This is a genomic window from Limosilactobacillus mucosae DSM 13345, assembly GCF_001436025.1.
Taxonomy (GTDB): Bacteria; Bacillota; Bacilli; order Lactobacillales; family Lactobacillaceae; genus Limosilactobacillus; species Limosilactobacillus mucosae.
In genome coordinates this window covers 42,096-66,819 of sequence record NZ_AZEQ01000010.1, presented here as the reverse complement: position 1 = coordinate 66,819, position 24,724 = coordinate 42,096, and the positions used below count along the sequence as shown (strand labels likewise).

Genomic DNA, 24,724 nt, shown 5'->3' with positions numbered 1-24,724 from the left:
TAAGATAATACCACTTTAACCGGGGTTTCAACTTCGTCCCAAACGTGGCACGAAGTTCCTTGATGGCAAAAGTTGCATGATTATCGTTTTTCGCTATCTTAAACTCATGAATGCGACTTGCCGCATTCTAATTTATCTAAAAAGAGGTGAGCGCTATGTCAGCAACCGAAGAAATTAGTAGCAAGGTCAAGCTGGATCTGCCGGACGATCTGAAAGAGGCTGTATTGGAAATGGTTAAAGATGCCGTCGCACAAGTGGTTGGGTCGTCGGTTCAGCATGAGCAATCATGGCCAGAATATATGAACAAACAAGAAGCAGCTAAATATCTAAACATTTCCGCTAATACCCTGCAAAATTGGATCGCAGCTGGCGATATACCATTTGTCGTTGTTGGCAAAATGGTACGGCTAAGTCGCCGTCAGCTTGACGCTTGCATGCTGAAACATAGTATTTAGAAACCAAAACAATGTCTCGCCAGGACACGTGTATTAAAAACATCAACTTCGTCTCACGTTTGGCACGAAGTTCAGAGTCAGCGACAATCTCGCTGGCTTTTTTGTTTCCTTAATAGCGTTTATGGCAAAAGTTGCGCACTGGTTGTTTTTCGCTAACTTTATTAAGTACATAAGTATTGGGAGTGATTGCAAGAATTACAATTATTGTTTGTTTGATTAAGAAAGGAGTCTACGATGGCAGAATATTTAATTCTAACGGAAAAAAAGTCCGCCGCCGATAACTTTTCTAAAGCACTAGGCGGAACCAGCGGTGATTTTGATGGTCATAGCTATCAGATTGTCCATGCACAAGGGCACCTGATGGAGCTGAGCGAACCAAAGGATCAGGTCGCAGGTGATCTCAAGGAGCGCTATGGTTCCTGGGATCCTGAAAATATGCCTTGGAACCTGAATGATTTTAGCTGGGTTAAAGAGCCTACCAAAGCTGGCAATATCAGAAAGATTCTGAGCCAGATCAAAAAAGCCAGTCAAAACGCCCAGGCAATCGTAATTGCTACCGATAACGATCCTTCGGGTGAAGGGGAGCTACTGGCCTGGGAGATTATCAATGAGATTGGCTGGCACGGCAAGGTCTATCGTGAATATCACGATGACGAAACCCCAAAGTCAATTACCAAAGCAATGCGAAACCTAAAAGATGTCTCGGATCAGACTAAAGACGGCGACTACCTAAAAGCCAACGTCCGGTCACGCTGGGACTTTGCCTCGATGCAATTGACACGACTGGCCACCAGCTATGTTCGTAATGCTGGCTATTACGTTAAGGTAGTTAATCAAGGCCGCTTGAAGTCGGTAATGCTTTCAATGGTCTACAAACGAGAGCAGGCCATCAAAAACTACGTCAAAAAGCCGTTTTATGAGGTCAAATTCCAAGACGATCAGGGGCACGTATACGCGCGGAAAGTCGCTAAAGACAACGAGGAAAAACTCGCACAGATCCGTCATGCTGACAAGGCGCAGGCTGAAGCTGAATTAACGCAGTATCAGTCGCCAGTCCATGTCAAGAAGCTGAAGATGGTCAATAAAAAGTCAACGCCTAAGACTCTGCTAGATCTGGCCAAGGTCGATGCACTATTGAGTAAGAAGGGCTATTCGTCAAACAAGATCAAGAATGTCTATCAACAGCTTTATGAAGCTGGCTACGTTTCTTATCCTCGAACTGAGGATAAGGTGATCACCAGCGAACAGTTTAATGAGTTGGTACAAAACTCCAAGGAAATTGCCCTGCTGGTCGGTGTTAATACTCAGCTATTGACGCACCTGGAACCGCGCAAGGAACTGGTCAAGGATTCGGCTACTCATGGTGCTAACCGGCCCGGATCCAAAGTGCCAGCCAGCCTGGACGAACTGGGGAAAGCATTGAAGAACCAGTCAGATCTGGAGTGCGCTAAGGATATCTATTGCCTGCTTGGCAAAACGGCACTGGCAATCTTAGGCGATGATTATCTATATCGGGTCGTAACCGCATCGATTGAAGAATATCCGGCCTTTGTAACGCAATACAACGTACCAGCCAACTTCGGCTGGCGGCAGATCTATAACGATGGCGAACTTCCTAAAGCACCAAAGCCACTGGGAACGCAAGCCAAGGCAATTGTGGCTGAAGGAGCTAATCCAAAACCAGCTAAGCCTACCAAAGCCTGGCTGTTCAAACGACTGGCCAGTTATGGCAAGTACGGGATTGGTACCGGGGCAACGCAACAAAGCACGATGGCAGAACTGACCAATGCCAAGAGCAACGCTCACTTGCTGAATGACAAGAAGGGAGTGCTGTCACTGACGGATACTGGCTTGATGTCAGCCGTGATTGCGCAGGGGACGTTGATTGCCTCGCCAAAAGCCACGGAACAGCTCTTTCAAGGTATGGACGATGTTGGCAACTTCAAGCTGGCACCTGACCAACTGCTCAGCACGATTAACAAAGTAGTTGCTCATGACAAGCCAGTGTTGCAAAAGAACGTGGCGCTGGTTGAGCAAAGCGTTGGCAAGCCACAAAAGAAGCAATATCCAAAACGTGAAAAAGTAGACGTAACGTACCAGGGCAAGCCAGCTCAGATTAACGCTAAATGGGGCGAACATACCTGGACGGCGGACGAACTCAAGGAGCTGTCAGCTGGCAACACGATTACCTTTGACTACAAGAAGGGGCAGATCAGCGGCCAACTTGGTGAGAAAGAGTACAAGGGCCACAAGTTTATTGCCTTTATTCCCGACTTTGATAATTAAGAGGAGTGATAACTATGTTTAAGATTCGCGGACACTTCATTACGCAAGAACCATACTTTAATAATCTGATGAGCCTGACGTTTAGCACTGAATGTGGTGATTTAGAGATCATGGTGCCAAACGATGCCTACCAACAGTATTTCGTAGCCGACGGGGCCGAACCGCAGATGGGATCATACTGGTCCTTACTGCTGTTCCAAAAGAATTTCCCTGATCTGGGCGGTGCGATGATGTTCCGCTTTGCGACGGCCGAAAAAATTGCTGATGCCCCCGGTGCTCCAGTATCTGAAACACCAGCGCCTACTAAGGTGGTAGTTGAAGCGCCAACGGCTGAAGATGCTAAGCCAACGACTGAAACTTCTGAACAGCCAGAACCTAAAATTATTGAACCAGCATCTGATACTGAAGAAGATGCCGTTGAGTCAGTATCAAAACCACACTTGAGCGATGACGACTTCATGAAGGATTTTATGGACGAAGCTGAGACTGAACCTGAACCAGAAGCTAAGGCTGAAACGCCAGCCGAAGCGCCTGTTGAAACTGAAGGTGAAGAAAAATCAGCCGATACGCAAGATGAACCAGTTGAATCCGATACTGATGAGGCGGTTGAAGAATCTGAGTCTGAAGAAAACGATCAGGCGCAAAACGCCACTGACCAAGCAGAACAAGATACGGTTGAACCGGCACCTGATACTAAAAAAGATACCGTTGAGCCAGTCGGTCAGGTTGAAGAAACTGACCAGCCAATTAAGTTGGAACACGTTGAGGCCTCACCAATTGCTACGCATGATGATCAGGTTGAAGACTACAATCCAAGTGAATGGATTGATGATGCAGAAGACGACGATGACGAAGACGATGATTTTGCTGATAGCGACTCTGATGTTGACTTTAACTGGGATTTTGAAGAAAAGCCTGCTGATCAAAAAGCCAACACGGTTGAAGCTAAAACGGTTGGTACCGGTGACGAGGTAGCGGAACAGTTTGCCGAACATGAAGCCGAAAAGACGGCTGAAGAACAGGCCAACGGCAATTCTAATCCTACCGATCTGGCTGGTGATTGGGCCGAAGATAGCGACGATGATGAATGGGCCAATGAAAGCAACTCTGAAGACGATGACGATGACGACAAGAGCGAAGACTCGCTCTGGTAGTAATTTGAATGGGGGTGATGGCAATGGATCAGAAACATTTTCAAACGCTACGGGCACTAAATCGCAGTGGTTACGCGGCTGATCAGGTGGCCGAAGGATTGAACCGTGACTCCCGGGCAAATGCTAAGCGATGGTCTGAGGAGTCTATCGAAACCGACTTGGCCACGTCAAAACGTCTGCCAATTGGCTGGAAAAACGATGGCCTGAGTACCTTAACGCGCCTTAGGATCTATGAGATTCGGGACGCTTTGGAACGTAAAGGCCTTGAAAGCAGCTGGTGGTTTGTCGCTGAACAGCTGTCAGCGGATATGTGGCTGATTGACAATCCTTTCTTGATGCGAAGCTTTAGCGTTAGCTTCCATGAAGACGAACGGATTGACGGCTTCTGGTACGATACCGGCGATGCCAAGATCAAAACGTCAAATCTAATTGAAGCAATTCTGCTATCCCAGCCTTAGAAAGGGGGCGCTACGCATTGGCTGATACACCATTAATGGATCAATATACTGATGACTTGACGGCAGAAGTCGCTAAAAACCCGGACGCCTATCGGGCAATTGCTCGTGACGACGAGATTCGGCAGGTCATCTACAATCTGAACCGACGCTCCAAGAACAACCCAATTTTGATTGGTGAGGCTGGGGTCGGTAAAACAGCGATCGTTGAAGGACTGGCCCGGCTGATTGTCTTAAATAAAGCCGGACGCCAATTAAACGGCAAACGAGTCCGCGTCTTGCAGATCGCTTCATTAGGTCAATATGAGACCGTGACCAAAATGCTGGGCTTGATCCAAGAATTCCAGGCTACCAAGGGGCAAAATATTCTCTTTATCGACGAGGTGCACACGATTATGGGGGTAGATTCAAGCAACGGGGCCATGGATCTTGGTGACGTCCTAAAGCCTGCCATGGCTCGGGGCGATATCCAATTGATTGGATCGACGACGCTGGATGAATACGATAAATTCATTGAGCGTGATCCGGCTCTACAACGACGCTTCCAACAGGTTTTGGTCAACGAACCTACCAAGGAAACGGCGATCAAGATTCTGCGTGGGATCAAAGGCAAGTACGAAAAATACCACCACGTCAAATACTCTGATAAAGCCGTAGTCGGCTGTGTGGATCTTTCGATTCGCTACATTGCTGACCGCTATCTGCCAGATAAGGCCATTGATCTTTTGGATCAGGCCGGTGCGATAGCGGCCACGTTAGGCAAAGACAAGGTTGGTCTGCGCGAAATTGCCCTGGTCTTGCAAGAGATGAAGGGGATTCCCATTACCAACGTCTTACGCAACGATAACGTTCGGCTGCGAAATATGCGCGAGAAGCTGGGCGAAACCGTTAAGGGTCAGCCTGAAGCGATTAAGGCGGTTGCTGACGCGATCACGATTGCCAAGGCAGGTCTGCAAGCACCAAATAAACCGCTCAGCTCATTTCTTTTCCTGGGCACCACTGGGACGGGCAAAACGGCGCTATCAAAGGCTTTGGCCAAGGTCATGTTTGACGATGAAGAAGCAATGGTCCGATTCGATATGTCAGAATTCAGTGAGCGATCTTCACTAGATCATTTCCAGGAACTTCTGACCGATCAGATTAAACGTCAGCCATACTGTATTCTGCTGTTCGACGAAATTGAAAAGGCCTGTACGGCGGTGCATGACCGTCTTTTGCAAGTGCTTGATGACGGGGAACTTCGTGATAAACGGGGTCGATCAACTAATTTTAGAAACTCGATTATCATCATGACCACCAACTTAGGGGCTGATCTGATTGCTGACAAGGAGTCTTATGAACACGCGATTGACGAGGCCTCTAAAATTGAAGAAACCCCACGACAACGGATCCGGCGGCGCGATGCGTTTAGAAAACAGGTCCAAATGGAGCTGACCAACATTTTCCGGCCGGAGTTTGTCAACCGGATTCAGCATAAAGTAGTCTTTAACATGTTGACGCGTGATATTATCCAGCAGATAGCACGCAACGATCTAAAGGTGATCAATGGTCGCCTGGCAGAGCATGGCTTCAAGCTGGATTATCAGCAGGATCTGATTGACTATCTGGCCGATGTTGGGACGGACGTTAAAAATGGTGCCCGGCCACTGGAACGAGTGATTGAACGTGACGTGACGGCGCCACTCTCAATGATTATTCTGCAGCTGGAAAGTACACCCGATAATCACTATCACACGATCCAAACCGAGGTCCTGGATAACCGGACCAAGTTGGAACGGCAACCACTTCAGCGCCATCTGATCAATGGCCGGAAAATTATCTTTAAGCAATTGCTCGATACAAGTACGAAAGAGGGGACAAACGTTGGTTAAATTTGCTTCCAAGAAAACCGCTACGGCACAAAAGCAGTATGACCAAGCGCTGGCTAAATTTAAGGCCGCGCAGTCAAAATTGAATAAGGTCAGACAAGAAGAAGAGGCGAAGGTTGCGCAGCATCTGGGCGACAAGATCATGAAGGATTATCACTTGGAGTCACAAGAATTGATTGACCAATGGCTGGAAAAGCTGGCGGTTGTGTTACCACCGAAAAGCTTTGTCAAAAACGAGGCTGAACCTGCTGAGTCAGTTCAAACCGCTGAAAATTCGCAGGCGGATCCAACAAACTCCGAAGCCGGTCAAAATTATTAGTGGCGAAACTTTGAAAAAAGCAAAATCTGTTTATGATATCTAAAAGATCGCTTGCAGAAGCGAAATTTTTGAGAAGGGGGAAATACAATGTCTACCTGGTTACTGAATCTATGGGCAAACTATCAAACGCACGTGGTCAGCACGCTGTACTTTAACGCTGACGTTGGTCAGAACACGGCCAATACCATCAAAGCAATCGCCAACAACCTGAAGATTGCGGCCCTGGTTGGTATGGGTGCCTCAATCATGTGGGGTGCCGGTCTGTTTGGTATCGGTGGTGAAGAAGCCGCTCGAAACGCCAAGAAGCGCTGGACACACGCTGCGATCGGTATCGTGGTCTGTGTGGCCGCTTGGTTCCTGCTGAGCTGGCTTGAAGGCTACGCAACGCAAAACTTCCCAGAGTCCTAATCTGGAAAAACTTTTTCTTCATCAATAAATTCACACACTCCGGTCAACTTCGTCTCACGTTTGGGACGAAGTTGGCTTTTTTTAATGTGGCGAAACTTGTCTAGTTTTAAAAACTGATTAGGATATCCCTATATTCAATAATTAGAAGGAGCAGTGTGAAATGGGACTTTTCAAGAAAAAGAACAAAACGAAAAGCGTGATGCTTGATGACAAATACACCATTCGCTTAGAGTTTGCCGATGCATTCAAGCCGGAAAATAATCCGCAAGTTGCCGAAGCGATTGAGAGCGCCTCGGAGTTTGAGCGCGACAATGGTCTGCCAGAAGTGAGTGCAACCTTGCCATTCATGACGTTTAAGACGACTGAGGATCTGTTTGATCGGTTGCGGAACGTCGTTGCTGAAACCGCAGAACCGATTGAATTTAGCTATCTGGCCATCTGGCTGTTTGATAAGAATCAAAAGGCCAAAATGGGTAAGCCAAACTCTGAAGGCGGTAATCCGCATGAATACATTACTCTGCCCGGCTTTAAACTGGATTATGATTATCAGAACCTGACCAAGGTGATCTTTGAAACGATCTTCAATCTACCGGAAAACAGTGACGTTTCCTACGATGAAAAGATTGAGATCTGCCAGGATTTGAAGCAGGCCTACCTGGAATCGGTTAATGTTGATGAAAATGAGATTGCTCGCCTGCCAAAAGAGTCTGAAGTCGATAAAGGCGCAGTAACGCTGGACGTACCGGCATACTCGGTTACTGAAAGCGAACCAGAAACCAATGTCACAACGTACAATCCTGACTCGCATACGTTTAGTACGAGTAACAGCGTCGATGCTTCGGCTGCCAACAGCGTGGCAGAATCAGTAGCGATGACACCAACAACGCCAGAACCATCAGCACCGGTAGCACAACCACAAGTGCAAGTGGCAAAACAATCAGTCAAGCCAGCGCCTGAAGTGCATGAAACACGGTCTGCCGTCCGCTCAATCAATGATACGGTTGACGATGAACAGGCCATTGCGCGTGAAAAAGGGCACGTTACCGCACCGCAGTTTGAAGTGGCCGAACTGGATCCGGTTGATCCTGGCCAGCATGGCTACGTTGAATATCAGGTTAATCAGCGACGCAAGACCTACAATAAGATCCTGCAAAACAGCGCGGAAAAACTGAATGATAAAAACGAGAAAGCCATCATGGACTTACGCGAAACCTACAAGAAGGCGGTTGAAAAAGCCGTTTTGAAGTACCGCAAGGATCACCAAAACGACAAACAGGACCTGCATAGCCGGATCAATACCCAATTGATGGCAGCTAAGCAACGTGATCTGCAAGCTGAATTTAAAAAGATCGATCAACAGCATGATAAGGATCTCAGAGAAGCTCAACTGGCTTTTGAACAGCTCAAGAACCAGCTTGAAAGTGATGCCAAGACCAATAAGGAACAGGCGCAAACACGTCTGACCAAGCATTATCAGCAACTGGCTGACAAGCAATTTGCCAATGAATGGGCCAAGATTGAACGGCGCAACCATGAAAACGAAGCCAAGATTCGGCAAGAAAAACAGCGTCACTACGAACTCAAGGCGCGTGAAGATGCGGCCCAATTACGGGTCAATGCCTTGGAACTTTTGCAGAATATGCTGGCTGACGAAACCAAAGAACTGGATGTCTACCAGACTCAGGTTACCAATGAGCATCTGAACGCTAAACAGATCACGATCTCGGAGAACCGCTCAGAGACTGAAAAGCAACGGATTCAAGCACCATTTGAAGAGCTACGTGAAGCCAACAAGACGATCAGCGCTTTGAAAGAACAGTTAGCGCGGACTGAGGCTTTACGTGACTCAGCAGAAACCGAGAACACGGCTCTTAGAAATGATAAGAAACAGCTGGAGTCCAAGAACGAAACGCTGTTGAATGAGAAGCTGGCCGTTACTAAAGAACTGAGTACCCGGACGCACGATGCTGAAAAGCAAAATAGTGATGATCTGAATACGACGTTGAGTAATTACATTAAGCTCAAGCTGGCTGCGGAAATGCAACCACAACCACCACGTCAGCAAGTAGCGACGGTTGAATCAACGGCCGTCAGCGAAAAGAAAGACGATCAAGGGCACGGCGAAAACTATAGCAAGCAGATGAACGGTATGCTCCACGGCGTTCGGCGCCTGGTAGCACTGTTTATGGTCTTGCTGTTGCTGATCATCTGTGGTTTTGGCTACTACACGTACCACCAGCACAAGCAGAATGAAGCTCAGCTCAGTCAGATGACGCAAACGATGAACAAAAAGATTGCCAAGGCAAAACAATCCAGTGGCAATGTGGTCCAAGAATCCTACAAGAACGGTTCCAGCACTGATGAGAACCAAGCGGCGCTGAATGCTCTGCATTCCAGCAATGGTACGGAACTGGACAAGTACAAGAGTGAAAAGTACTACGCTTTGGACAAGGCCATCATCAACAATGATGCTAAGGCCGCTGACGAAGCCGTTAAGGCCATGGGCAACGATTTAGGTATGAATGATCGTTACCGTGCCAGCCAAGCCGTATCACTGCTGAATCAAGCCGGTGATTCCAGCCTGGCAACCAAGGTTAGCGACACCAACAAGTAATTCAAAATAAGCGACGATCGTCAATTAGGCGATGGCCGCTTTTTTAGATACGGAGAAAATGGCGAAACTTGTTTGAATCGTATTTATCGGTAAGCTTGCACTTGTATTTAAGAAAGGATGGTGGTGTTTTTGGCCATTAACTACGATAAGGAAAGGCACCGTAAGGACGGTAAGCAGGGCGGTCTGCTCGGCCGTCCTTGGTTTTTGACTCTGTTATGGATCGCATGGGCGTTATTCGTCAGCTGGCTGAACTGCTGGCTGACGTCCGGGGTTAAGGCCACACAGGACTGGTTCCATTCGCCGGAAAGCTATCAGTTTATGGACGGCACCGTTAATTCTCAGATCTTTACGACTCTGCATAATGGCTGGGCCTTTAGCAATTTCGGCAATTATCAGATCATGCACTTATATCCAAAGATCTATTGGATTATTGAGCTGATTGCCGCCGGGGTCATGCTGCCATTGGTACTCAAAACCTGGCTGAAATGGCGGCCTAATCATCGCAATCAGTATGGTAACGATCGACTCACGACCGAAGATGAGGTCCTGGTGCAATATCCGCAGATTCCGGATCGCGGCTTTGAATATGAAGGGATTGGTGGGGTGCCGGTCTCGCATATCAAGGCAACGGCACCCGTATTCTTTAAGCACCATCCAATTGACTGGATGCACTACTACTTGGTGCCTGAAGTAACGCAACTGGCTACCAAGCTTCCTGGTATGAAGAACCTGCCGTTTTCTGAAGCGGCCAAGGGCTTCTATTCAATCGATCAGACCACCGTCAACTCAATGATTGTCGGGATTACCCGGTCAGGTAAGGGTGAAACGCTGGTTATGCCATTCGTTGATATCTTGTCGCGTGGATCCGAAAAATGCTCAATGGTCGTCAATGACCCTAAAGGTGAGCTGTACCAAATGAGCTACGAAACACTCAGGAAACGCGGTTACAACGTGCAAGTCTTAAACCTGCAGAATACCGACTTTTCCATGAGCTATAATCCGCTGCAAAAGATTATCTCGTTTGCCCAAGAAGGCTACTACGATGAGACGCAACAAGCCGTCAATACCTTGTCGTCAAGTATCTACGTTGATCCAAACGCTAAGGATAAGTTCTGGCAGAACTCGTCAATCAACCTGTTAAACGCCTTGATTCTGGCCGTGGTTGACTACGCTAAGCGCAACGATCGCTGGGACGAGGTAACGATGGACAACGTGTTGCATATGATGACTGAGCTTGGATCCAAGCAGGTCAACGTCAACGCTGATGGTGATATCATTCCCAGCGCTGATGAGATGAAAGACGAAAACGTCAAGATGCCAAGCGATATGACTCCTGCCGGGCAAAAGAACAAACTGCTGGTCTACTTTGCTCAGCTCCAAAAGCTGAACGATAAGCACTACAGCCAGTTTCGGCAGATGGCGCTGGACTCGTTTGCTCAGTCCAAGTTTGCCGGTGACGAGACGTCCGGGAACATCTACTCGTCAGCAATGGAGGGGATCAAGATCTATCAGCAATCCAACATTGCTAAGCTGACCTCAAAGAATTCGGTCAACTTCGAGAGCATCGGCTTCCCACGAACAATGAAATTCAAGGTGCCGGAACGCTTTAAGTTTAAGACGGCCGTAATTGAGATCGATGATGCCAGTGGCAAGAAGATTGAGAAACGGACGCAGATTGTTGATAAGGTAGGATTCATCAACTATGCCATCAAGGCTAAACTGCCGGATCAGTTTACGATCAGCATCAGCTTTGACTACCGCAAGAATGAGCCGAAGTACCGGGACGCTAACTTGATCGTTACCGGGCAGAAGCTTTATCAGCGCAACGGCTTTACTTCGCATTCCTTCAAGCGTGATCCATATACTAATCAGCCCCTTTTAAAAGACGTCAAGCTGACGGTTAAGGAAAACAAGCTGGGCGAGGACGTCAAGGAAATGAAGATAGACTACTCGGAGTCGCCGGTTGCATTGTTCCTGGTTACACCACCAAACAATCCTTCCTACAACCAGTTACCAGCCTTTGCGGTTGACCAGATCTTCAACACGATCTATTCAACGGCTTTGGCCAACGGGCGTAAATCCTTTACGCGCGTGCACTTTATCTTGGATGAGTTTGGTAACCTGCCGCCAATTTCGCATATGGATACTAAGGTCTCAATCGGTTTGGGGCAAAATCTGCTGTTTGATATTGTCGTGCAAAACCTGGAACAACTTCAGATCAACTACTCGCAACAGCAGGCCGAAACGATCGAGTCCAACTGTGCGAACCTGCTATATATCTTAACTGAATCCAAGAAGACGGCCGAAACGATCTCGGCCAAGATTGGGAAACGGACGGTCAACGTTCAGACCAGCTCCGGCAAGATGGGCGATGTACACGGGACCAGTATTTCAAACCAGCTGATCAGTCAGGATATCTTGTCGATGAACGACTTGATGAAGCTGATGGGTGGCGAAATGGTCGTCTTACGGTCGGTTTACCGTATGGATCAAAAAGGACGGCCCGTTTCAGCCATGCCGATTTTTGACCATGGCCAAACGGAGATGCCGTTTAGAAATACGTTCTTGCAACGTGAATTCAACGATCAAATGACGCTTTCCAATATCGGGATCAAGTCGCCACACCGTGCACTGGATTTGAAGGCTTTGCGGATCAACTATGACAATGCGTACAACCAGCTGTTGGAGCTGATGGACGATGGTCAAGAGAAGCAGGCTGATCCATTTGGTGATGAGGCCCCAACGGCCAGTCATGGCGAAAAGCCACACCTGGCTGATGAGCCATTCATGCAGGAGTTTTTCCAAGAGAATGATGTCTTTGGGACCAATTCAATGCTGAATGACTCAACTGAAAAGCAAGCTGATGATCAGATTTTTACCGATGCGGAGCTGAAAAACGAAAAGATTACCAATGGAGCTTTTCGATTGATCTATCAGGCAATGACGCAAGTCCAGCCTGCCGAGTTGCGCATGAGCTTTTTTAAGGACACCAACACCTACTGGTCACGGCCGGATAACAATAGCTGGGAGACGCTGAAGGACCGCTTTAGCGGCAATGAGCAGGCGTTTGAGCAACTCAAGAGCAATTTGATTAATTTGAAACAAGGGGGGAGCAATTGATGCTGACAATGTTGCAGGGGCTGGTAACGCGCCTAGCGGTGATGGCCGTAAGCGCACCAACTGAAGACGCCTTGAACAAGGCCGTTACGGATAGTCCCTTCACTAAAAGCGATAAGATTGTGGAATTCTACCAAGCATGGGGATCGCATCTGCATTTGTCTTGGGGTATGTTTCGCAAGATGGCCGGTTGGTTTCAGAACGTGCCGGTACACTGGATCTATGACTTTAACAAGGGTTTTGAATCGATCTTCAATGCCATGTTCAACCTGCTGGGTTGGGACGGGAGCCTGGCTGCGAAGGGTTCACCGTTGCACCCGTTATATCTGACGATGTATACGATTGGCTGGGCACTGCTGGGGGCCGCACTAATCGTGATCGTCCTACAATCAATCGGCCATTCCGTTCGGTGGGGTAAGATCTTGCCAAACGTTGTGATGGTGGCGTTGACGCTGACGGTTTTACCACTGATGATGCAAAAAGTCGGCTCAGTCGGTAGCGGTATGCCTGGGATCGGCAATGTTGCCGAAACGGCGCGTGATGATTTAAACTCAGCTAGCGGCGTAGGAATGAGTGATGATCTAGCCATTCAGCCGCTTAAAAACAACATTATCGATCTGAGTACGGTCGTCAGAAAGAAGTGGAACGTCAATCCAGATCGGGCTGAGTCCGCAAAGCTTAACCGGATTAACACTGATAACGATGTTGACAACTTGGATCTGGGCGAGTACCTGGACTCAACTACGCTCAAGGATCTGGGGCTGGATAAGGATAAATTCAAGGACTATACGGCACCGTTGAAGTATCACTTGATGGACGAGTCCGGTCAAGACGATGGTGGCTATATTATCGTCAAGAACGCAACGGGCGTTGGCGCTGGCTCCAACAACGATGATGTCTACGCGCGGTATGATGTGGACTGGATCGGCCTGTTGGGTCAGTCGATCATTTTGGGGGTCATTCTCCTGATCGCCTCAATCCGAGTAGTTAAGGATATTTTCGAACTGACGGCAATGAATCTGGTTGCACCGATTCTAGCATTCCAATCGGTTCGTGATCCAAAGAAACTCCGCGACTTGGTTAACTCAATTATCGGGCTGTACCTGTCGATGGTGCTGATCGTCTTGATGATCAAGATGTTCTTTATCTTTATTGCCACGGCACCGGATAAACTGCCAAAGATGAATTGGACGACGCACGCGTTGGCCATTATCGTGATCTATGCCGGGGCTGGCTATGCCATGATGGCCGGGATCGGTTACTTTGAACGGGTTACCGGGGTTTCACAAGGCTTTGCTGATGAAGGTGGCCACGCGATGGCAGCTGGTGCCATGGGTGGTATGATGGCCGGTATGGGTACTCGGGCCGTTGGTGGCGGTCTGTCCAAAGTCTCTAACTGGGGTAACAGCAAGAGCAACGGGATTTTTGGGAGCAAGAACTCTTCTAGCTCCAATTCCAACAACTCCAGCCGTGGTACCGCAATTGGCGGTCCAGGCGAAGGTCATGGGATCAATGCTGATGGTGGCGGTGGCTCCGGCACTGGGATTAACAGTGACAACTCCAGTCACAATTCTGAGGCTAATGGATCCAGTACCGGGATCAATAACAACTCGCAAGACACCAACAACGCTGGTGATACCAACGAGAACAATGCGCAGGTTGACAACAACCAGCAGAACAATCAGCAAAACGATCAGCCTGGCGATACCGCTACTGGGATCGGTGACGAAGGCCATGGCATTGGCGGTGGTGCTGGTGCAGATGGTCAGCCAGGTGAAAACGGCAGTGTCGTTGGTGATCCAAATGCTGAGTCTGGTCACGGGATTGAAACGGATCCAGGCGCACAAGATCAGTTCGATCAGGGCGCTGACAATCCATACACTGATAATCCTTATGACGCTTCTGAAACTGGCAATGCTTCCGATTCACCATACGATGCGGAAAACGGTCACGGGATCAGCGATAATCCAGATGTTCAAGATCCATTTGATGATGCTGGCAGTGCCAGTGATCCATACAACAATTCTGAAGCTGGCAACGGGATCTCTGACCCAGGCACGGAACCGGCAACTGGTGATGGCTTAGGTACGCCATATGACAATAACACTGGTAGCAACGGGATTAACAATCCTGAAGTTGATGGTGGTAGCACAACTAGCAGTGAGCCAGGCAATACTGGCATTGCTGGGAGTGGTGAGGCACCTAGCGCCGACAACCAAGTAATTGGTGGGGCTGGTGATAACCCTAATCCATCTGTTAACAGCGGTGCTGGCAGTGTACCTAACGTATCCAGTCAGCCAACAGCTCCGGAACGGCCAAGCATGAGTGAACGCTTAAATCAGGCTGGCAAGACGCTGGAAAAATCCAGCTCAAACTACCTGACGAGTCGTCGTTTCAACATGGCGCAACGAGGTCACGCAAACGGTCGTGAATCAGCACGATTTGAAGATGAAGAATAGCTAATTAAAAGGTCAGTCGTAAGACTGGCTTTTTTTAGTTTGTGGCGAAAGTTGAGTGAATCTCATTTATCAGTAAGGTTAGCAGTTAGTACAAATAACTTTTTTGAGAAAGGGGATATCTCTCTATGGAAGATTTTGGAGTAGTTCCTGACGTCAAATCAGAAATTAAGCTGGGACTGGGGATTTTCTTAAAAGATGTTGGCTGTTTTGGGGTCGTTGGGGGGATTGCACTTGCATTAAGCAATCTGTTTCCACCGACGCAGGCTCCACAACAGACCTTGTTTTTCATTGTGGGTGGGATCTTGGCCGTCTACCTGGATTTACGGCCACGGACGAACCCTGGCAAACGCAACTTTGAGGTGATCTGGATGCTGATCATCAACCGACAGCCAAAGCTGTTTAAGTCGTTTGGCTACTACGAATTCAAGACCATTGATTCAGTGCGGAAAGGAGACCATAACTTTGGCAATTAGAGGAGCAGTTAAAGAGACCAGCCAGCAGAAAAAACAGCCGTGGTTGACTTCAAGAAAACAGCGCAAGCAACAACGCTTAGAACAACTGGAACACTACCGCGGCTCAGAAGCAACGCCATCATCAAGCATGTTGGAACTACTGGCCTATAAAGGGATTACGAAAGATCGCGATCACTTTATCGTCTTGCGTGAAAAGGCGGACGGCTATGCCGATATGCTGTCAATTCGAGGGCAAGGGGTGCGTACGATGTCGATTCGCGAACAGGACCAGATCATTGACGGCTTTCATCATTTTCTTCAGACCGCCATTGATGATATGAAGATCATCATCAGTCCCTTTCCGGTCGATGCCTCGCGACAAAAGTCATACTGGCAAAGCCGCTACATTAAGGTAATGGACGCCTTGAAACGGGAGACTGACGTGCGACGCAAGCGACAATTACAGACACAATTGCACTATATCGAAAACAAACAATGGGAAAACGATCAGGTCGAAAAGAAGCTGGTCTCTGAAGAGTTTATTCTGCTGATTTTTGGCAAGCGGCCTGTTGAATTGCGCAATCTGCGCGATGCCGTGATCAGCTGGGGCGGTGATGCCTTGGTAATGGAGCCTCTATCGTTGGAACGCAAAAAAGAGACGCTGTTTCGGATCAACAACCTAAACACCAAGATTAAGTAAGGAGTTTTTGTATGAAAAAGAGAGAAATTCTAGAGCTGACGCAGGCTGGCTACGATCTCGATTTTCTGGCCAGCGTTCAGCCACAAGGCAATCTAAAACGCTACTCGCGCTATCTGGAAATGGGTGACGGCTACGTTACCTGTCTGCGTTTGAACAAATATCCGCAACATGGCCTGCTGCATTTTTGGGGTGTTCCTTTGACCAATAACGATTCCACCATGGCCGTGATCAGTCTGGGGACTGAAGATCGGGCTGAAATTTTAAAACAGCTGTCTCGATCAGCTACGGAGCAAAAGACACGGATTTCCGGTAAGGCTAAGGAGTTAGAAAACGTCCAGTCGGGTGGCACCTACATGGATCAATTAAGGCTGATGAGTCAGCTTTCGCAAGCCAACGAAGTTATGAAACGCGTTTATATGCGGATCTTTGTCTATGCACCAACGCTTCCAGAGCTGGAAAAGCGCGTCAAGATGATTATTCGCGACAATGGCCAGTTTGGCATGGCACGATATGCTGATGAACAGTTGTCTGATTTTGAAAGTATCTTTATTCCAACAATGCACGAACAAGATATGCTCAACAAGCCTCAAGGCGGTCTGCCAATTCAAGCGCGTTCAATCGCCGGATCATATCCTTTCAACCACGTTAAGCTTGAAGACCCCAACGGCTCTTACTACGGCTATACGCGGACGTCAGGCGAGGTTATGTTCGATCCATTTCAGCGTGATAAGCACCGGACACGTTCCTTCTTCTTCGTAACCGGAAATGCTGGTATGGGCAAGTCAACCCTGCTGAAAAAGATGAACGATGATGTCTTTAGTCGCGGTGCTTATATCCGTAATTTTGACGTTTCCTCTGAATACACGGATCAAACGCGTGATCAGAATGGGGTCATTATCAAGCTTGACCAGCCGGAAAACATGATCAATCCATTTGAGATCTTCCCAACGGTCGTCAATGACGACGGCTCGGTTGATGAGATCAACTCATTTGCCCAGCACGTCACCAAGCTCAAGAACTTCTTCAAGTTTTTGAGCGAAGATGCTAACAGCGATGATATGACGATGCTGGATAGCTGGATTCAGGATTTTTACATCGATCAAAATCTCTGGGTGCGCAATCCGCAGCAGAACGCGCAGTCAATTAAGATTACCGGCTTGGATCACGATATGTACCCAACTTTGCGTGATTTTGTCCTGTACGCGAATGAACGGCAACGAAAGGCGGAACGTGATCCAAGAATACGACTGACCAGCAATATGGTCACGTCAATGAATCGGATTACCTCAACGTTTGCCAACATTGAAGAGTCGAAAGGCGATATGTTTGACGGGATTACCCGTTTCCCAGATTTGACCAATGAGCAGGTAGTTACGTTCAACATTCAAGGTCTGCTGGCTCAAGGTAAGCCGATCTTCAATGCGCAGATCTACTCCGTTCTAACATTATTGTCCGCAGATATTATCAAGAATGGTATGAAGCTCCGAAAACAGCTGAAAAACGGTACTTTGGATATGTACTCGATTCCTTGGTACTACCTGAATATTGATGAGGTTGAAAACATTATCAATCCTAAGTTTACCTTTGGGGTTGAGTTCCTGGCGTCCATGATGGAGCAGATGCGGAAAAACTTCTGTGCCATTACGATGGCCGCACCAACAATCAAGGATCTGATTATGAATGGTAGCTCGCATGATCCATACGTTTTGGCCGTTCAAAAGATCTTCTCGCTGTTCCAAATTCGCTTCTTTTTCCAGATTTCAGATGATGACCTACCACGTCTGCAAACGGCTTTAGGCGGCTCGACAACGACTGATGAGTTGCAAAGTCTCACACGGTTGGAGAAGACCGAGTGTCTGATGAACATTAACGGTGATCGCAATATCCAATTTAAAGTCGAGATCACGGCTAAAGAAGAAAAGCGGTATGGGGGTGGCATTTAAATGGCAATCCGATCACGCGTACAACTGCGCAAAGACAATGAACGGCACCGGCAAGCCCAAAAGACGGAACAAGCCATGGCCAAGGCGGCGCAGAACAGACAAAAAGGTCTGCACCCCGTTAATCGCTATCGCCAGATTCGTGATGACACCAATGCGGCGATTCAAAAACGCAAGCAACAACTCTTAGACAATGAGCAGGTCCCTGACTATCAAGGCGAAAAACTAAAATTTATGCTGATTGTCTTGGGCGTCATGGCCGTATTGACCATCTTTACCATTTTGGTGTAAGGGGGCTGAGCGATGGGCAAGAAAAAGTATTGGATTATCGGAGGGATCGGCGCTGGGATCATTACCTTTCTAATTGTGATAATGGCAATTCTCACACTGTTCTCTTCTAAGTCTTGTAAGTCTGGTGGGACCGTTGATTCTGGCAGTACTGGTACAAGTGCTACCGGTTCATGGACACAACAAGGGACTGAAGCTTACAAAAATGCCGAAGCCACCTTTAAATCCTGGACCAGCATAGGCATGAGTGGGGCGCAAGCCGCTGGGATCGTTGGCAACATTGGTGGGGCTGAAGATCCTGGGTTTGTATTGGATCAAGCGGAAATTGGTGCTGGGGCTGAAGGTGGGGGTGGTTTGTACCAGTTCACACCAAAGAGCAAGTATCTGACCAGTCCAAAATCGGATAAATCCTGGTCGGTCGAAAACCAGCGAGACGTCGTAATGGCGCTTGAACCACAAACGGTTAAAGCCTACTTCAAGGAAACCAAGGGTGGAACGCCAGAAGATGCGGCAACCGCTTGGATGAACGGTTATGAACGGCCATCGCCATCAGCACGGGCCAATACCAATAGCGCTCGTCGGGCGGCCGCTCGTAAGGCCTATGAATTGTTTGGTGGTGCCAACATCAGTGGCTCGGACTCAATTCTGGGTGATGCAACCGGTACAGCTGATTCTGGTTCCAACACGCAAAATGACGAAAATCAATGCAGTACCTCATCTGGTGACGGTGCTGGCGGTGACTGGGGCTGGCCTTTTGCTTCGATCAAGAACAACGATCCTGGCCTCAGCGCTGAGCAGCAGTTTGGCTATAGTGCTTCCCGAATGGGTAACTTCCACGATGGGATTGACCTTGGTGATGCGCGTTATGGCGGTCAAGAAATTAAAGCCATTCATGGCGGTAAGGTCTACAAGATCGGCCACAAGGGCTATACGCAAAGTGACCTGGGGTACTATATCTTTATTAAGTCCGATGACGGCTATTATGAGGTTTATCAAGAATTTGCCTTCTCAGAAGCACAAGCGTCCAAGTACATCAAGGTCAAAGAAGGTGATACGGTCAAGACCGGCGATGTTATCGGGATACTACCTAAGAATGGTTCAGAAACAAGTCCACTAGTTAATCACGTGCATATTGGCGTTTCTAAAAAAGAACTTAGTGCTGCTGAACTCTCAGCATTCAGCAATGATGGTACGTGGCTCGATCCGGTGCAACTGATTAAGGGCGGTCAATCGAAAAAGTAGGGGATTTTTTATGAAGAAAAACGAAATACTACTCTGGGCGGTGGCAATTATCTGTGGGATTCTGGCGGTGATCAGCATTCCCAACACCACCAAGCTTAAGAGCGTCAATGCACAAATTAAGCAGACTCAACTCAAGAAAAAAGAGGTGGCCACGCAGACGGCGGTCAACTCGCCATATTCCAACGAGTTTGATCTAAAGAGTGCCGAACAGCACGCTGAAGCTACACTGAAAAACGCGATTGTCAAAGAACTGGGTGACCTGCACTCGAAAAAGGATTACCAGGCGAACCAGAAAAAGCTTCAAGCCGCATTGGGCCAGAAGCTAACCAAAGAATTGGTTCGATTAAACACGGATCCTAACACCAACAAGTGGGTGATTACCAAGAACGATGCCACAACGGTAACGTTTGGCAATGCGGACGATATTACCAAGGTACCGGTCTACATTACGACGGAGTTTGAAGAAAAAGACGGATCCAAGCACGATTATCTGATTAAGCTGGATTACGATCTGGATAATCTGACCGTCAACGATTACGAGGTTCATGTGATGACAACCAGCATGACGAACGGGGGTACGACTGATGGAGAATAGAAAATCAATTTTTGCCGCCGTTTCGGTAATTGCGGTCAGCCTGGGACTATTGGGGATCTTCAAGTTTCAGGAAAACAGCTACAATCAAAAACTGGCAAAGGCACAAACTGAATTGGCCACGCAGAAAAAAGCGCTCAAAGCGGCCCAAAAAGCAGAACGACAAAAACTACAGGCAAAGGCCGCCACGGGGACTGAGGCTCAGCAGGACACCTCAAAACAGGCCAAGGCTGAAACCGAAGCCAGCAGTTCGGCCGATCAGCTGTTCCGGATCTTATTCACCTACAGTTCGCAAGCCGATTGGACGGCACGGACTGACAAGGCTAAGCAATTGGTATCTGATGATATCTTAAACAACAAGGCCTACTTCAACGATGGTAAGGACGATACCGGTGAAAGCATTATCGATACCATGCAGCTGCAGTCCGGCTTTATCAGCGCCAATACCGGAGTCAGCCTGATCAACGAGAGCAACAATACCGTAGACTGTGTATCGGTCGTTAAATATGCGGCTCAATACGGCTCCGAACGTTCCGCTACGACAACGATGGTCTACGCCAGCACGTATGACTTAACACAACACAAGTTCACGAAATTACAGAAGCTTGGCTCAACGATGGTTGACGCCACAAATAACCAGTAGAATTGGGGGATTCTTATGATCAACAAGAAACTGACGCAGATTCAAAGGCAACCGATTACCGGATATGAGACGCCTTCCTGGCTGGGACGCCATATCTTTGGTATCTTACTGGTGGCTACGATGGCAACTTTTGCCGGTGCAATTACGGCCTGGTCTTTAGGAGCTTTTAACTGATGGCCGGGCAAGACAACGCCAGAAAAGATTGGCTGATTATCGGCCTTTACTATCTGATCTGGCTGGGTTCAGCCTTTATTGCAACCAAGACGCCATATCTCAGCTCCTATGTGCTGGCAGGTTTGTATACAGTCATGCTGATTGCCATATTTTGGCGTTTTGAGGCCCTTAAACAGCCGTTGAATATAAATATCTTAAAAGGGATTGGTTGGGGCCTAATCGCGTGGGGAGCGGTCTTAATGACGATGCTAGGCGTGAGCCTGCTGACCAAGGACGCAACGCTGGGCAGTAGCAATACCGGCCTGATTTTAACCATGATGCGCAAACACTGGCCATATATCGGCTATATCGTGATTGTGGCCCCGTTGATTGAAGAGATCGTCTTTCGGCAATGCCTATATCGACGGCTTGATAATTGGATGACCAGACACTGGCCAGGTATGCTGCCAAAAGCGCAGTTTCTGGTAGCAGCTATGATCGTCGCCTTGTTCTTTGGTATGATGCACGGTGATACGTCTAGCTTGGAGTATGTTTTAATCAGTCTGCTGTTGCAGGTCTTATATCGGCACTATGGTGATCTGCGCGTCAACATGGCGGCCCACGTCACCTTTAATCTGGCAACGCTGATTGCCTTGCTGTTCATATAAAAAAATAGCGTTATATCAGTACTTAATTGGTATAGCGCTATTTTTGATTTATCTACCACATGTTGGGCTTTTTTTGATCCAACTTCGTCCCACGTTTGGCACGAAGTTGTTTTTTTTATGATCAAAAATAGCAAAAGAATAGTTTTTAAATAGTATTTCAATATTTTTTCGCTATTTAACTATTGAAAAAATATATTAAATATATATAATAAATATATAAAATATTTTTCTTGATATTGATTTAGTATTCTCAAAGGAGATTTTAGCATGAGTGAATATGTATTGAACTTTGCCAACGATCTGGGCTACGGCTCGATCAAGGCAGCCTTAAACGATGAAAAAATCAAGATGCCTTCCGTAATTGCCAGTGAGAAGCCGCAGGATATTACGGAGCCAGTTGCCTTTGACAATCAGGATCAGCAGGCCAGCTACATGAAAAACTTCCTAAACGAAATGGACGTGTCGGTCTCCAGCTCGGCGGTTACCAGTCAGGGCCGGTATCTGGTTGGTCAGGCCGCGGTTTTAAGCAACCTGCCAATTAAGGCCTTTGACGTCAACGACTTTGCCGGTAAGAGCGATGATGATCTGGCAATGGTTCTGACTTTGAGCATGATCGCTGGCAAGCGTGTCAAGGACGGCTTCTTTAATGGCGAGGACCTGAGCGAAACCTTGAAAGTCACGGTCAACATGGCCACGGCCCTGCCGGTTGCTGAAGGCAAGAATACGGGCGTAATTGCTCGCTACAAAGCCAAGTTTATGGACAAGACCCACACCGTCACGTTCCATAACTTCAAGGACCCAATTACGGTAGCCATCAAATTCCAGGCCGTGTACGTAGCACTTGAAGGCGAGACGGCTCAGCTGTTTATCAAAAATTCTGACGATAAGTTCAAGGCAACAATGGTCGCTGATCTGAAGGCCAACTACCCAGAATTGTCTGACGTTACGGCTGACGATATCGTCCAAACGCAAAACGTCTTGGGTATTGATATCGGCGAAGGCACCACGGATCTGGTTATGATCGTCAACGGAATGGTCAACTCCAAGGCTTCAACTTCTTTGGCCAAGGGTTACGGCAACGTCTTACAGCTGGCCAATGATGTTCTGCAAGAACAGCAGATGGGCTTTGACAATCGGGCACAACTGCAAAGCTATCTAGCCCAAAAGGTCAGTCCGTTTGCACAAAAGCACCAAAAACGCGTCCAACAGGTCGTCTATGATCAGCTGGAACCATTTGCCGATGAGATCGTTACGGCGGTCTCAAAAACGATGCGCGCGGCCAATGCCCGGGCAGAACTGATCTTCGTCTACGGGGGCGGCTCGATTCCAATGGCATCACAATCTAGCCTGCGGACCAAATTAGCCGAAAAGCTTCGGCGCTTCACTGGCGGCGATGAGGTTCCCGTAATCTGGATTACGCCAGAATATGCGCAGGTCTTAAACGAAAAGGGTCTGGAGCTGATCCTGAGCGCGATTAAGTAAGAGGTGATTTGCAATGAGTCAGAGAAAACTATACTCGTTCAACTTTGAAAAGGACTCGGTGGCCACGCGCTGGCTGGAACATCAGCAAAATAAGACGCTTTCGATGCGGCTGGCGATTGAGTTTATCGATCGACTGTATGGTGATAACGACTTCACCACCATTATCTTGGATAATTTCAGCCAAAATCAGGACGCTGGAGCGCTGTTAAAAGCCGGTTTGGATAAATCATTAACCATTGATCAAACGGCCCCAGAAACGCCAAAAACGAGGCCCGAGGAAATGACGACAACGTACCAGCCACCGAAGGCTCAGCCAAGGCCAGATTCAAAGCCGGGGATTGATATCAGCATGCTGTCAACGGAGCGCGATTCATGAGAAGGCAGGCGGCCCTGGCCATGATTTTTGCCGGTATGATCATTGCCTTGCTGGCGTCAATTCTGGGACAACTGGCGCAAGGCGACAAACAGCTGATCAAAATGTCAGCCGGATTGATTGTGCTGGGTGCGGTTATAATTTTTACCGGCGCCTTCCTCGGATTAGAGTAAGGCTGATCTTTGGGGAAATGGTGTGATAGCACCGGTGACCGTAGCAATTGTAATAGAATCAAAGGACTAGAAAAAAGGAGAGATCGAAATGATTGAGATGGAAATCTATGAAGTAATCCCAACGACGTTTGTTGGCCCAAGTCATGTCGTTGTTGCCAAAAACGAAATTGATGCAATTAAGCTGGTGGTTGACTATCTCAACCAAAATCAAACGCAGTTTACTCATCGTGCTTCCGAGTTTTTGGCCAACGCCATTCATCCGGATTCGATGCCAGAACCAACGATTATCGTTTAAGCATACGGCGGTCGGCTGATGCCGATTGCCGTTTTTTTAAAGGAGTGAAAACTATGTCAACTAGCTTAACCTTTGGCGCCATGTTGCTGATCATCGGTTTATTCGTTAATCTGCTGGCGCTGGAGTGGTCGATTGAACACGAAGACAAGCGGTCAATTGAGGTCTGCGTTGCCTGTATGACGGGACTGATAATGGTAATGTTTGTCTATGCGATGATTCATTAGGGGGGTGATGAGATAGATAATCTAACTGCATATTGGCACATGCTTAATGCTTCAGATTGGCTGGTAATAGCTATTACCGGGGACTGTTTGGGCTTTAGCTGGATCTATGCTAGAAGATAAAGTTAAACACAAAGGCATATTGAATGTGTTCATAAGCATATCGATAATTCATTTTGTTATTGCGCTTCCTTCTATTGCAATGGCAATAACAGAATCTGGTGTGATTGACCATCACCCTGTAAAATCAAACACAAATTTTTATCTAAAACAAATTGCCCATCAAGAAACTGTGAAGCCATATCGCTACTATCTTGACGGTGATAAGCTGTACTATCAGTAAGCAACAAGAGATCATCTGGTACAA

The 24,724-nt window shown here is 47.7% G+C and carries 24 protein-coding genes; all 24 read left to right on the top strand.

Annotation, left to right across the window (positions count from 1 at the left end; genetic code table 11):
* Nucleotides 1-155: 155 nt before the first annotated feature.
* The 24 genes from FC47_RS05730 (at nt 156) to FC47_RS10585 (ending at nt 24,360) form a co-directional block, all read left to right on the top strand.
* The gene (locus tag FC47_RS05730) at nt 156-455 is read left to right on the top strand and encodes a helix-turn-helix domain-containing protein (protein ID WP_056968383.1); all 300 of its coding nucleotides are present in this window, start codon (nt 156-158) and stop codon (nt 453-455) included.
* Nucleotides 456-689: 234 nt separating this feature from the next.
* On the top strand, nt 690-2,741 hold the full coding sequence (locus FC47_RS05725) for a DNA topoisomerase (protein WP_056968382.1): 2,052 nt from the start codon (nt 690-692) through the stop codon (nt 2,739-2,741).
* 14 nt (nt 2,742-2,755) lie between these two features.
* Nucleotides 2,756-3,895 (top strand): hypothetical protein, encoded by a 1,140-nt coding sequence (locus FC47_RS05720; protein ID WP_056968381.1) that lies wholly within the window; start codon nt 2,756-2,758, stop codon nt 3,893-3,895.
* Nucleotides 3,896-3,918: 23 nt separating this feature from the next.
* Nucleotides 3,919-4,353 (top strand): hypothetical protein, encoded by a 435-nt coding sequence (locus FC47_RS05715; protein WP_039945379.1) that lies wholly within the window; start codon nt 3,919-3,921, stop codon nt 4,351-4,353.
* Between the two features lie 17 nt (nt 4,354-4,370).
* A complete protein-coding gene (locus FC47_RS05710) occupies nt 4,371-6,221 on the top strand; it encodes an AAA family ATPase (RefSeq protein WP_235803996.1) in 1,851 nt (616 codons plus the stop codon).
* Nucleotides 6,214-6,537 carry a hypothetical protein gene (locus FC47_RS05705; RefSeq protein WP_056968380.1) on the top strand — a complete coding sequence of 108 codons (324 nt, stop codon included), beginning with the start codon at nt 6,214-6,216 and terminating at the stop codon, nt 6,535-6,537. The genes FC47_RS05710 and FC47_RS05705 overlap by 8 nt, the downstream gene beginning before the upstream one ends.
* Nucleotides 6,538-6,624: 87 nt before the next feature.
* Complete coding sequence (locus FC47_RS05700) at nt 6,625-6,945, top strand: pilin (RefSeq protein WP_045025351.1); 321 nt, start codon at nt 6,625-6,627, stop codon at nt 6,943-6,945.
* A 160-nt stretch (nt 6,946-7,105) separates the two neighbouring features.
* A complete protein-coding gene (locus FC47_RS05695) occupies nt 7,106-9,559 on the top strand; it encodes a hypothetical protein (protein WP_056968379.1) in 2,454 nt (817 codons plus the stop codon).
* Nucleotides 9,560-9,688: 129 nt separating this feature from the next.
* Nucleotides 9,689-12,679, top strand: a complete 2,991-nt coding sequence (locus FC47_RS05690) for a VirD4-like conjugal transfer protein, CD1115 family (protein WP_162258418.1) — start codon at nt 9,689-9,691, stop codon at nt 12,677-12,679.
* Nucleotides 12,679-15,135 (top strand): pLS20_p028 family conjugation system transmembrane protein, encoded by a 2,457-nt coding sequence (locus tag FC47_RS05685; protein ID WP_056968377.1) that lies wholly within the window; start codon nt 12,679-12,681, stop codon nt 15,133-15,135. Before FC47_RS05690 ends, FC47_RS05685 begins: the two co-directional genes overlap by 1 nt.
* Nucleotides 15,136-15,260: 125 nt before the next feature.
* Nucleotides 15,261-15,608: a DUF5592 family protein gene (locus tag FC47_RS05680; RefSeq protein WP_056968376.1), complete on the top strand. Its 348-nt coding sequence runs from the start codon at nt 15,261-15,263 to the stop codon at nt 15,606-15,608.
* Nucleotides 15,598-16,287 (top strand): hypothetical protein, encoded by a 690-nt coding sequence (locus FC47_RS05675; RefSeq protein WP_056968375.1) that lies wholly within the window; start codon nt 15,598-15,600, stop codon nt 16,285-16,287. The genes FC47_RS05680 and FC47_RS05675 overlap by 11 nt, the downstream gene beginning before the upstream one ends.
* An 11-nt stretch (nt 16,288-16,298) precedes the next feature.
* Nucleotides 16,299-18,230, top strand: coding sequence for a conjugal transfer protein (locus FC47_RS05670; protein WP_056968374.1), 1,932 nt, complete (start codon nt 16,299-16,301; stop codon nt 18,228-18,230).
* Nucleotides 18,231-18,518, top strand: coding sequence for a hypothetical protein (locus FC47_RS05665; protein WP_056968373.1), 288 nt, complete (start codon nt 18,231-18,233; stop codon nt 18,516-18,518).
* 12 nt (nt 18,519-18,530) lie between these two features.
* Entirely contained in the window at nt 18,531-19,757 is a 1,227-nt protein-coding gene (locus FC47_RS05660) for a phage tail tip lysozyme (RefSeq protein WP_056968372.1), read from the top strand.
* A gap of 10 nt (nt 19,758-19,767) precedes the next feature.
* Nucleotides 19,768-20,352, top strand: coding sequence for a hypothetical protein (locus FC47_RS05655; RefSeq protein ID WP_056968371.1), 585 nt, complete (start codon nt 19,768-19,770; stop codon nt 20,350-20,352).
* Complete coding sequence (locus FC47_RS05650; protein ID WP_056968370.1) at nt 20,342-20,992, top strand: hypothetical protein; 651 nt, start codon at nt 20,342-20,344, stop codon at nt 20,990-20,992. The genes FC47_RS05655 and FC47_RS05650 overlap by 11 nt, the downstream gene beginning before the upstream one ends.
* Nucleotides 20,993-21,007: 15 nt before the next feature.
* Complete coding sequence (locus tag FC47_RS10595; protein ID WP_155519150.1) at nt 21,008-21,166, top strand: hypothetical protein; 159 nt, start codon at nt 21,008-21,010, stop codon at nt 21,164-21,166.
* Nucleotides 21,166-21,813, top strand: a complete 648-nt coding sequence (locus FC47_RS05645) for a CPBP family intramembrane glutamic endopeptidase (RefSeq protein WP_056968369.1) — start codon at nt 21,166-21,168, stop codon at nt 21,811-21,813. The genes FC47_RS10595 and FC47_RS05645 overlap by 1 nt, the downstream gene beginning before the upstream one ends.
* 267 nt (nt 21,814-22,080) lie before the next feature.
* Nucleotides 22,081-23,295: a ParM/StbA family protein gene (locus FC47_RS05640; protein WP_056968368.1), complete on the top strand. Its 1,215-nt coding sequence runs from the start codon at nt 22,081-22,083 to the stop codon at nt 23,293-23,295.
* 13 nt (nt 23,296-23,308) lie between these two features.
* Nucleotides 23,309-23,671, top strand: coding sequence for a hypothetical protein (locus FC47_RS05635; protein WP_056968367.1), 363 nt, complete (start codon nt 23,309-23,311; stop codon nt 23,669-23,671).
* Between the two features lie 20 nt (nt 23,672-23,691).
* Nucleotides 23,692-23,841: a hypothetical protein gene (locus FC47_RS10590; RefSeq protein ID WP_155519149.1), complete on the top strand. Its 150-nt coding sequence runs from the start codon at nt 23,692-23,694 to the stop codon at nt 23,839-23,841.
* Nucleotides 23,842-23,929: 88 nt separating this feature from the next.
* A complete protein-coding gene (locus FC47_RS05630) occupies nt 23,930-24,136 on the top strand; it encodes a hypothetical protein (RefSeq protein ID WP_056968366.1) in 207 nt (68 codons plus the stop codon).
* A 53-nt stretch (nt 24,137-24,189) separates the two neighbouring features.
* Nucleotides 24,190-24,360 (top strand): hypothetical protein, encoded by a 171-nt coding sequence (locus FC47_RS10585; protein WP_155519148.1) that lies wholly within the window; start codon nt 24,190-24,192, stop codon nt 24,358-24,360.
* Nucleotides 24,361-24,724 lie beyond the last annotated feature (364 nt).

Excerpts from the sequence above, each read along its gene's own strand:
- FC47_RS05630 (WP_056968366.1), top strand. The coding sequence starts at position 23,930 with ATGATTGAGATGGAAATCTATGAAGTAATCCCAACGACGTTTGTTGGC.
- FC47_RS05650 (WP_056968370.1), top strand. The coding sequence starts at position 20,342 with ATGGAGAATAGAAAATCAATTTTTGCCGCCGTTTCGGTAATTGCGGTC.
- FC47_RS05665 (WP_056968373.1), top strand. The coding sequence starts at position 18,231 with ATGGCAATCCGATCACGCGTACAACTGCGCAAAGACAATGAACGGCAC.
- FC47_RS05700 (WP_045025351.1), top strand. The coding sequence starts at position 6,625 with ATGTCTACCTGGTTACTGAATCTATGGGCAAACTATCAAACGCACGTG.
- FC47_RS05645 (WP_056968369.1), top strand. The coding sequence starts at position 21,166 with ATGGCCGGGCAAGACAACGCCAGAAAAGATTGGCTGATTATCGGCCTT.
- FC47_RS05670 (WP_056968374.1), top strand. The coding sequence starts at position 16,299 with ATGAAAAAGAGAGAAATTCTAGAGCTGACGCAGGCTGGCTACGATCTC.
- FC47_RS05715 (WP_039945379.1), top strand. The coding sequence starts at position 3,919 with ATGGATCAGAAACATTTTCAAACGCTACGGGCACTAAATCGCAGTGGT.
- FC47_RS05660 (WP_056968372.1), top strand. The coding sequence starts at position 18,531 with ATGGGCAAGAAAAAGTATTGGATTATCGGAGGGATCGGCGCTGGGATC.
- FC47_RS05640 (WP_056968368.1), top strand. The coding sequence starts at position 22,081 with ATGAGTGAATATGTATTGAACTTTGCCAACGATCTGGGCTACGGCTCG.
- FC47_RS05635 (WP_056968367.1), top strand. The coding sequence starts at position 23,309 with ATGAGTCAGAGAAAACTATACTCGTTCAACTTTGAAAAGGACTCGGTG.
- FC47_RS05730 (WP_056968383.1), top strand. The coding sequence starts at position 156 with ATGTCAGCAACCGAAGAAATTAGTAGCAAGGTCAAGCTGGATCTGCCG.
- FC47_RS05685 (WP_056968377.1), top strand. The coding sequence starts at position 12,679 with ATGCTGACAATGTTGCAGGGGCTGGTAACGCGCCTAGCGGTGATGGCC.
- FC47_RS10595 (WP_155519150.1), top strand. The coding sequence starts at position 21,008 with ATGATCAACAAGAAACTGACGCAGATTCAAAGGCAACCGATTACCGGA.
- FC47_RS05695 (WP_056968379.1), top strand. The coding sequence starts at position 7,106 with ATGGGACTTTTCAAGAAAAAGAACAAAACGAAAAGCGTGATGCTTGAT.
- FC47_RS05725 (WP_056968382.1), top strand. The coding sequence starts at position 690 with ATGGCAGAATATTTAATTCTAACGGAAAAAAAGTCCGCCGCCGATAAC.
- FC47_RS05655 (WP_056968371.1), top strand. The coding sequence starts at position 19,768 with ATGAAGAAAAACGAAATACTACTCTGGGCGGTGGCAATTATCTGTGGG.
- FC47_RS10590 (WP_155519149.1), top strand. The coding sequence starts at position 23,692 with ATGATTTTTGCCGGTATGATCATTGCCTTGCTGGCGTCAATTCTGGGA.
- FC47_RS10585 (WP_155519148.1), top strand. The coding sequence starts at position 24,190 with ATGTCAACTAGCTTAACCTTTGGCGCCATGTTGCTGATCATCGGTTTA.
- FC47_RS05720 (WP_056968381.1), top strand. The coding sequence starts at position 2,756 with ATGTTTAAGATTCGCGGACACTTCATTACGCAAGAACCATACTTTAAT.
- FC47_RS05680 (WP_056968376.1), top strand. The coding sequence starts at position 15,261 with ATGGAAGATTTTGGAGTAGTTCCTGACGTCAAATCAGAAATTAAGCTG.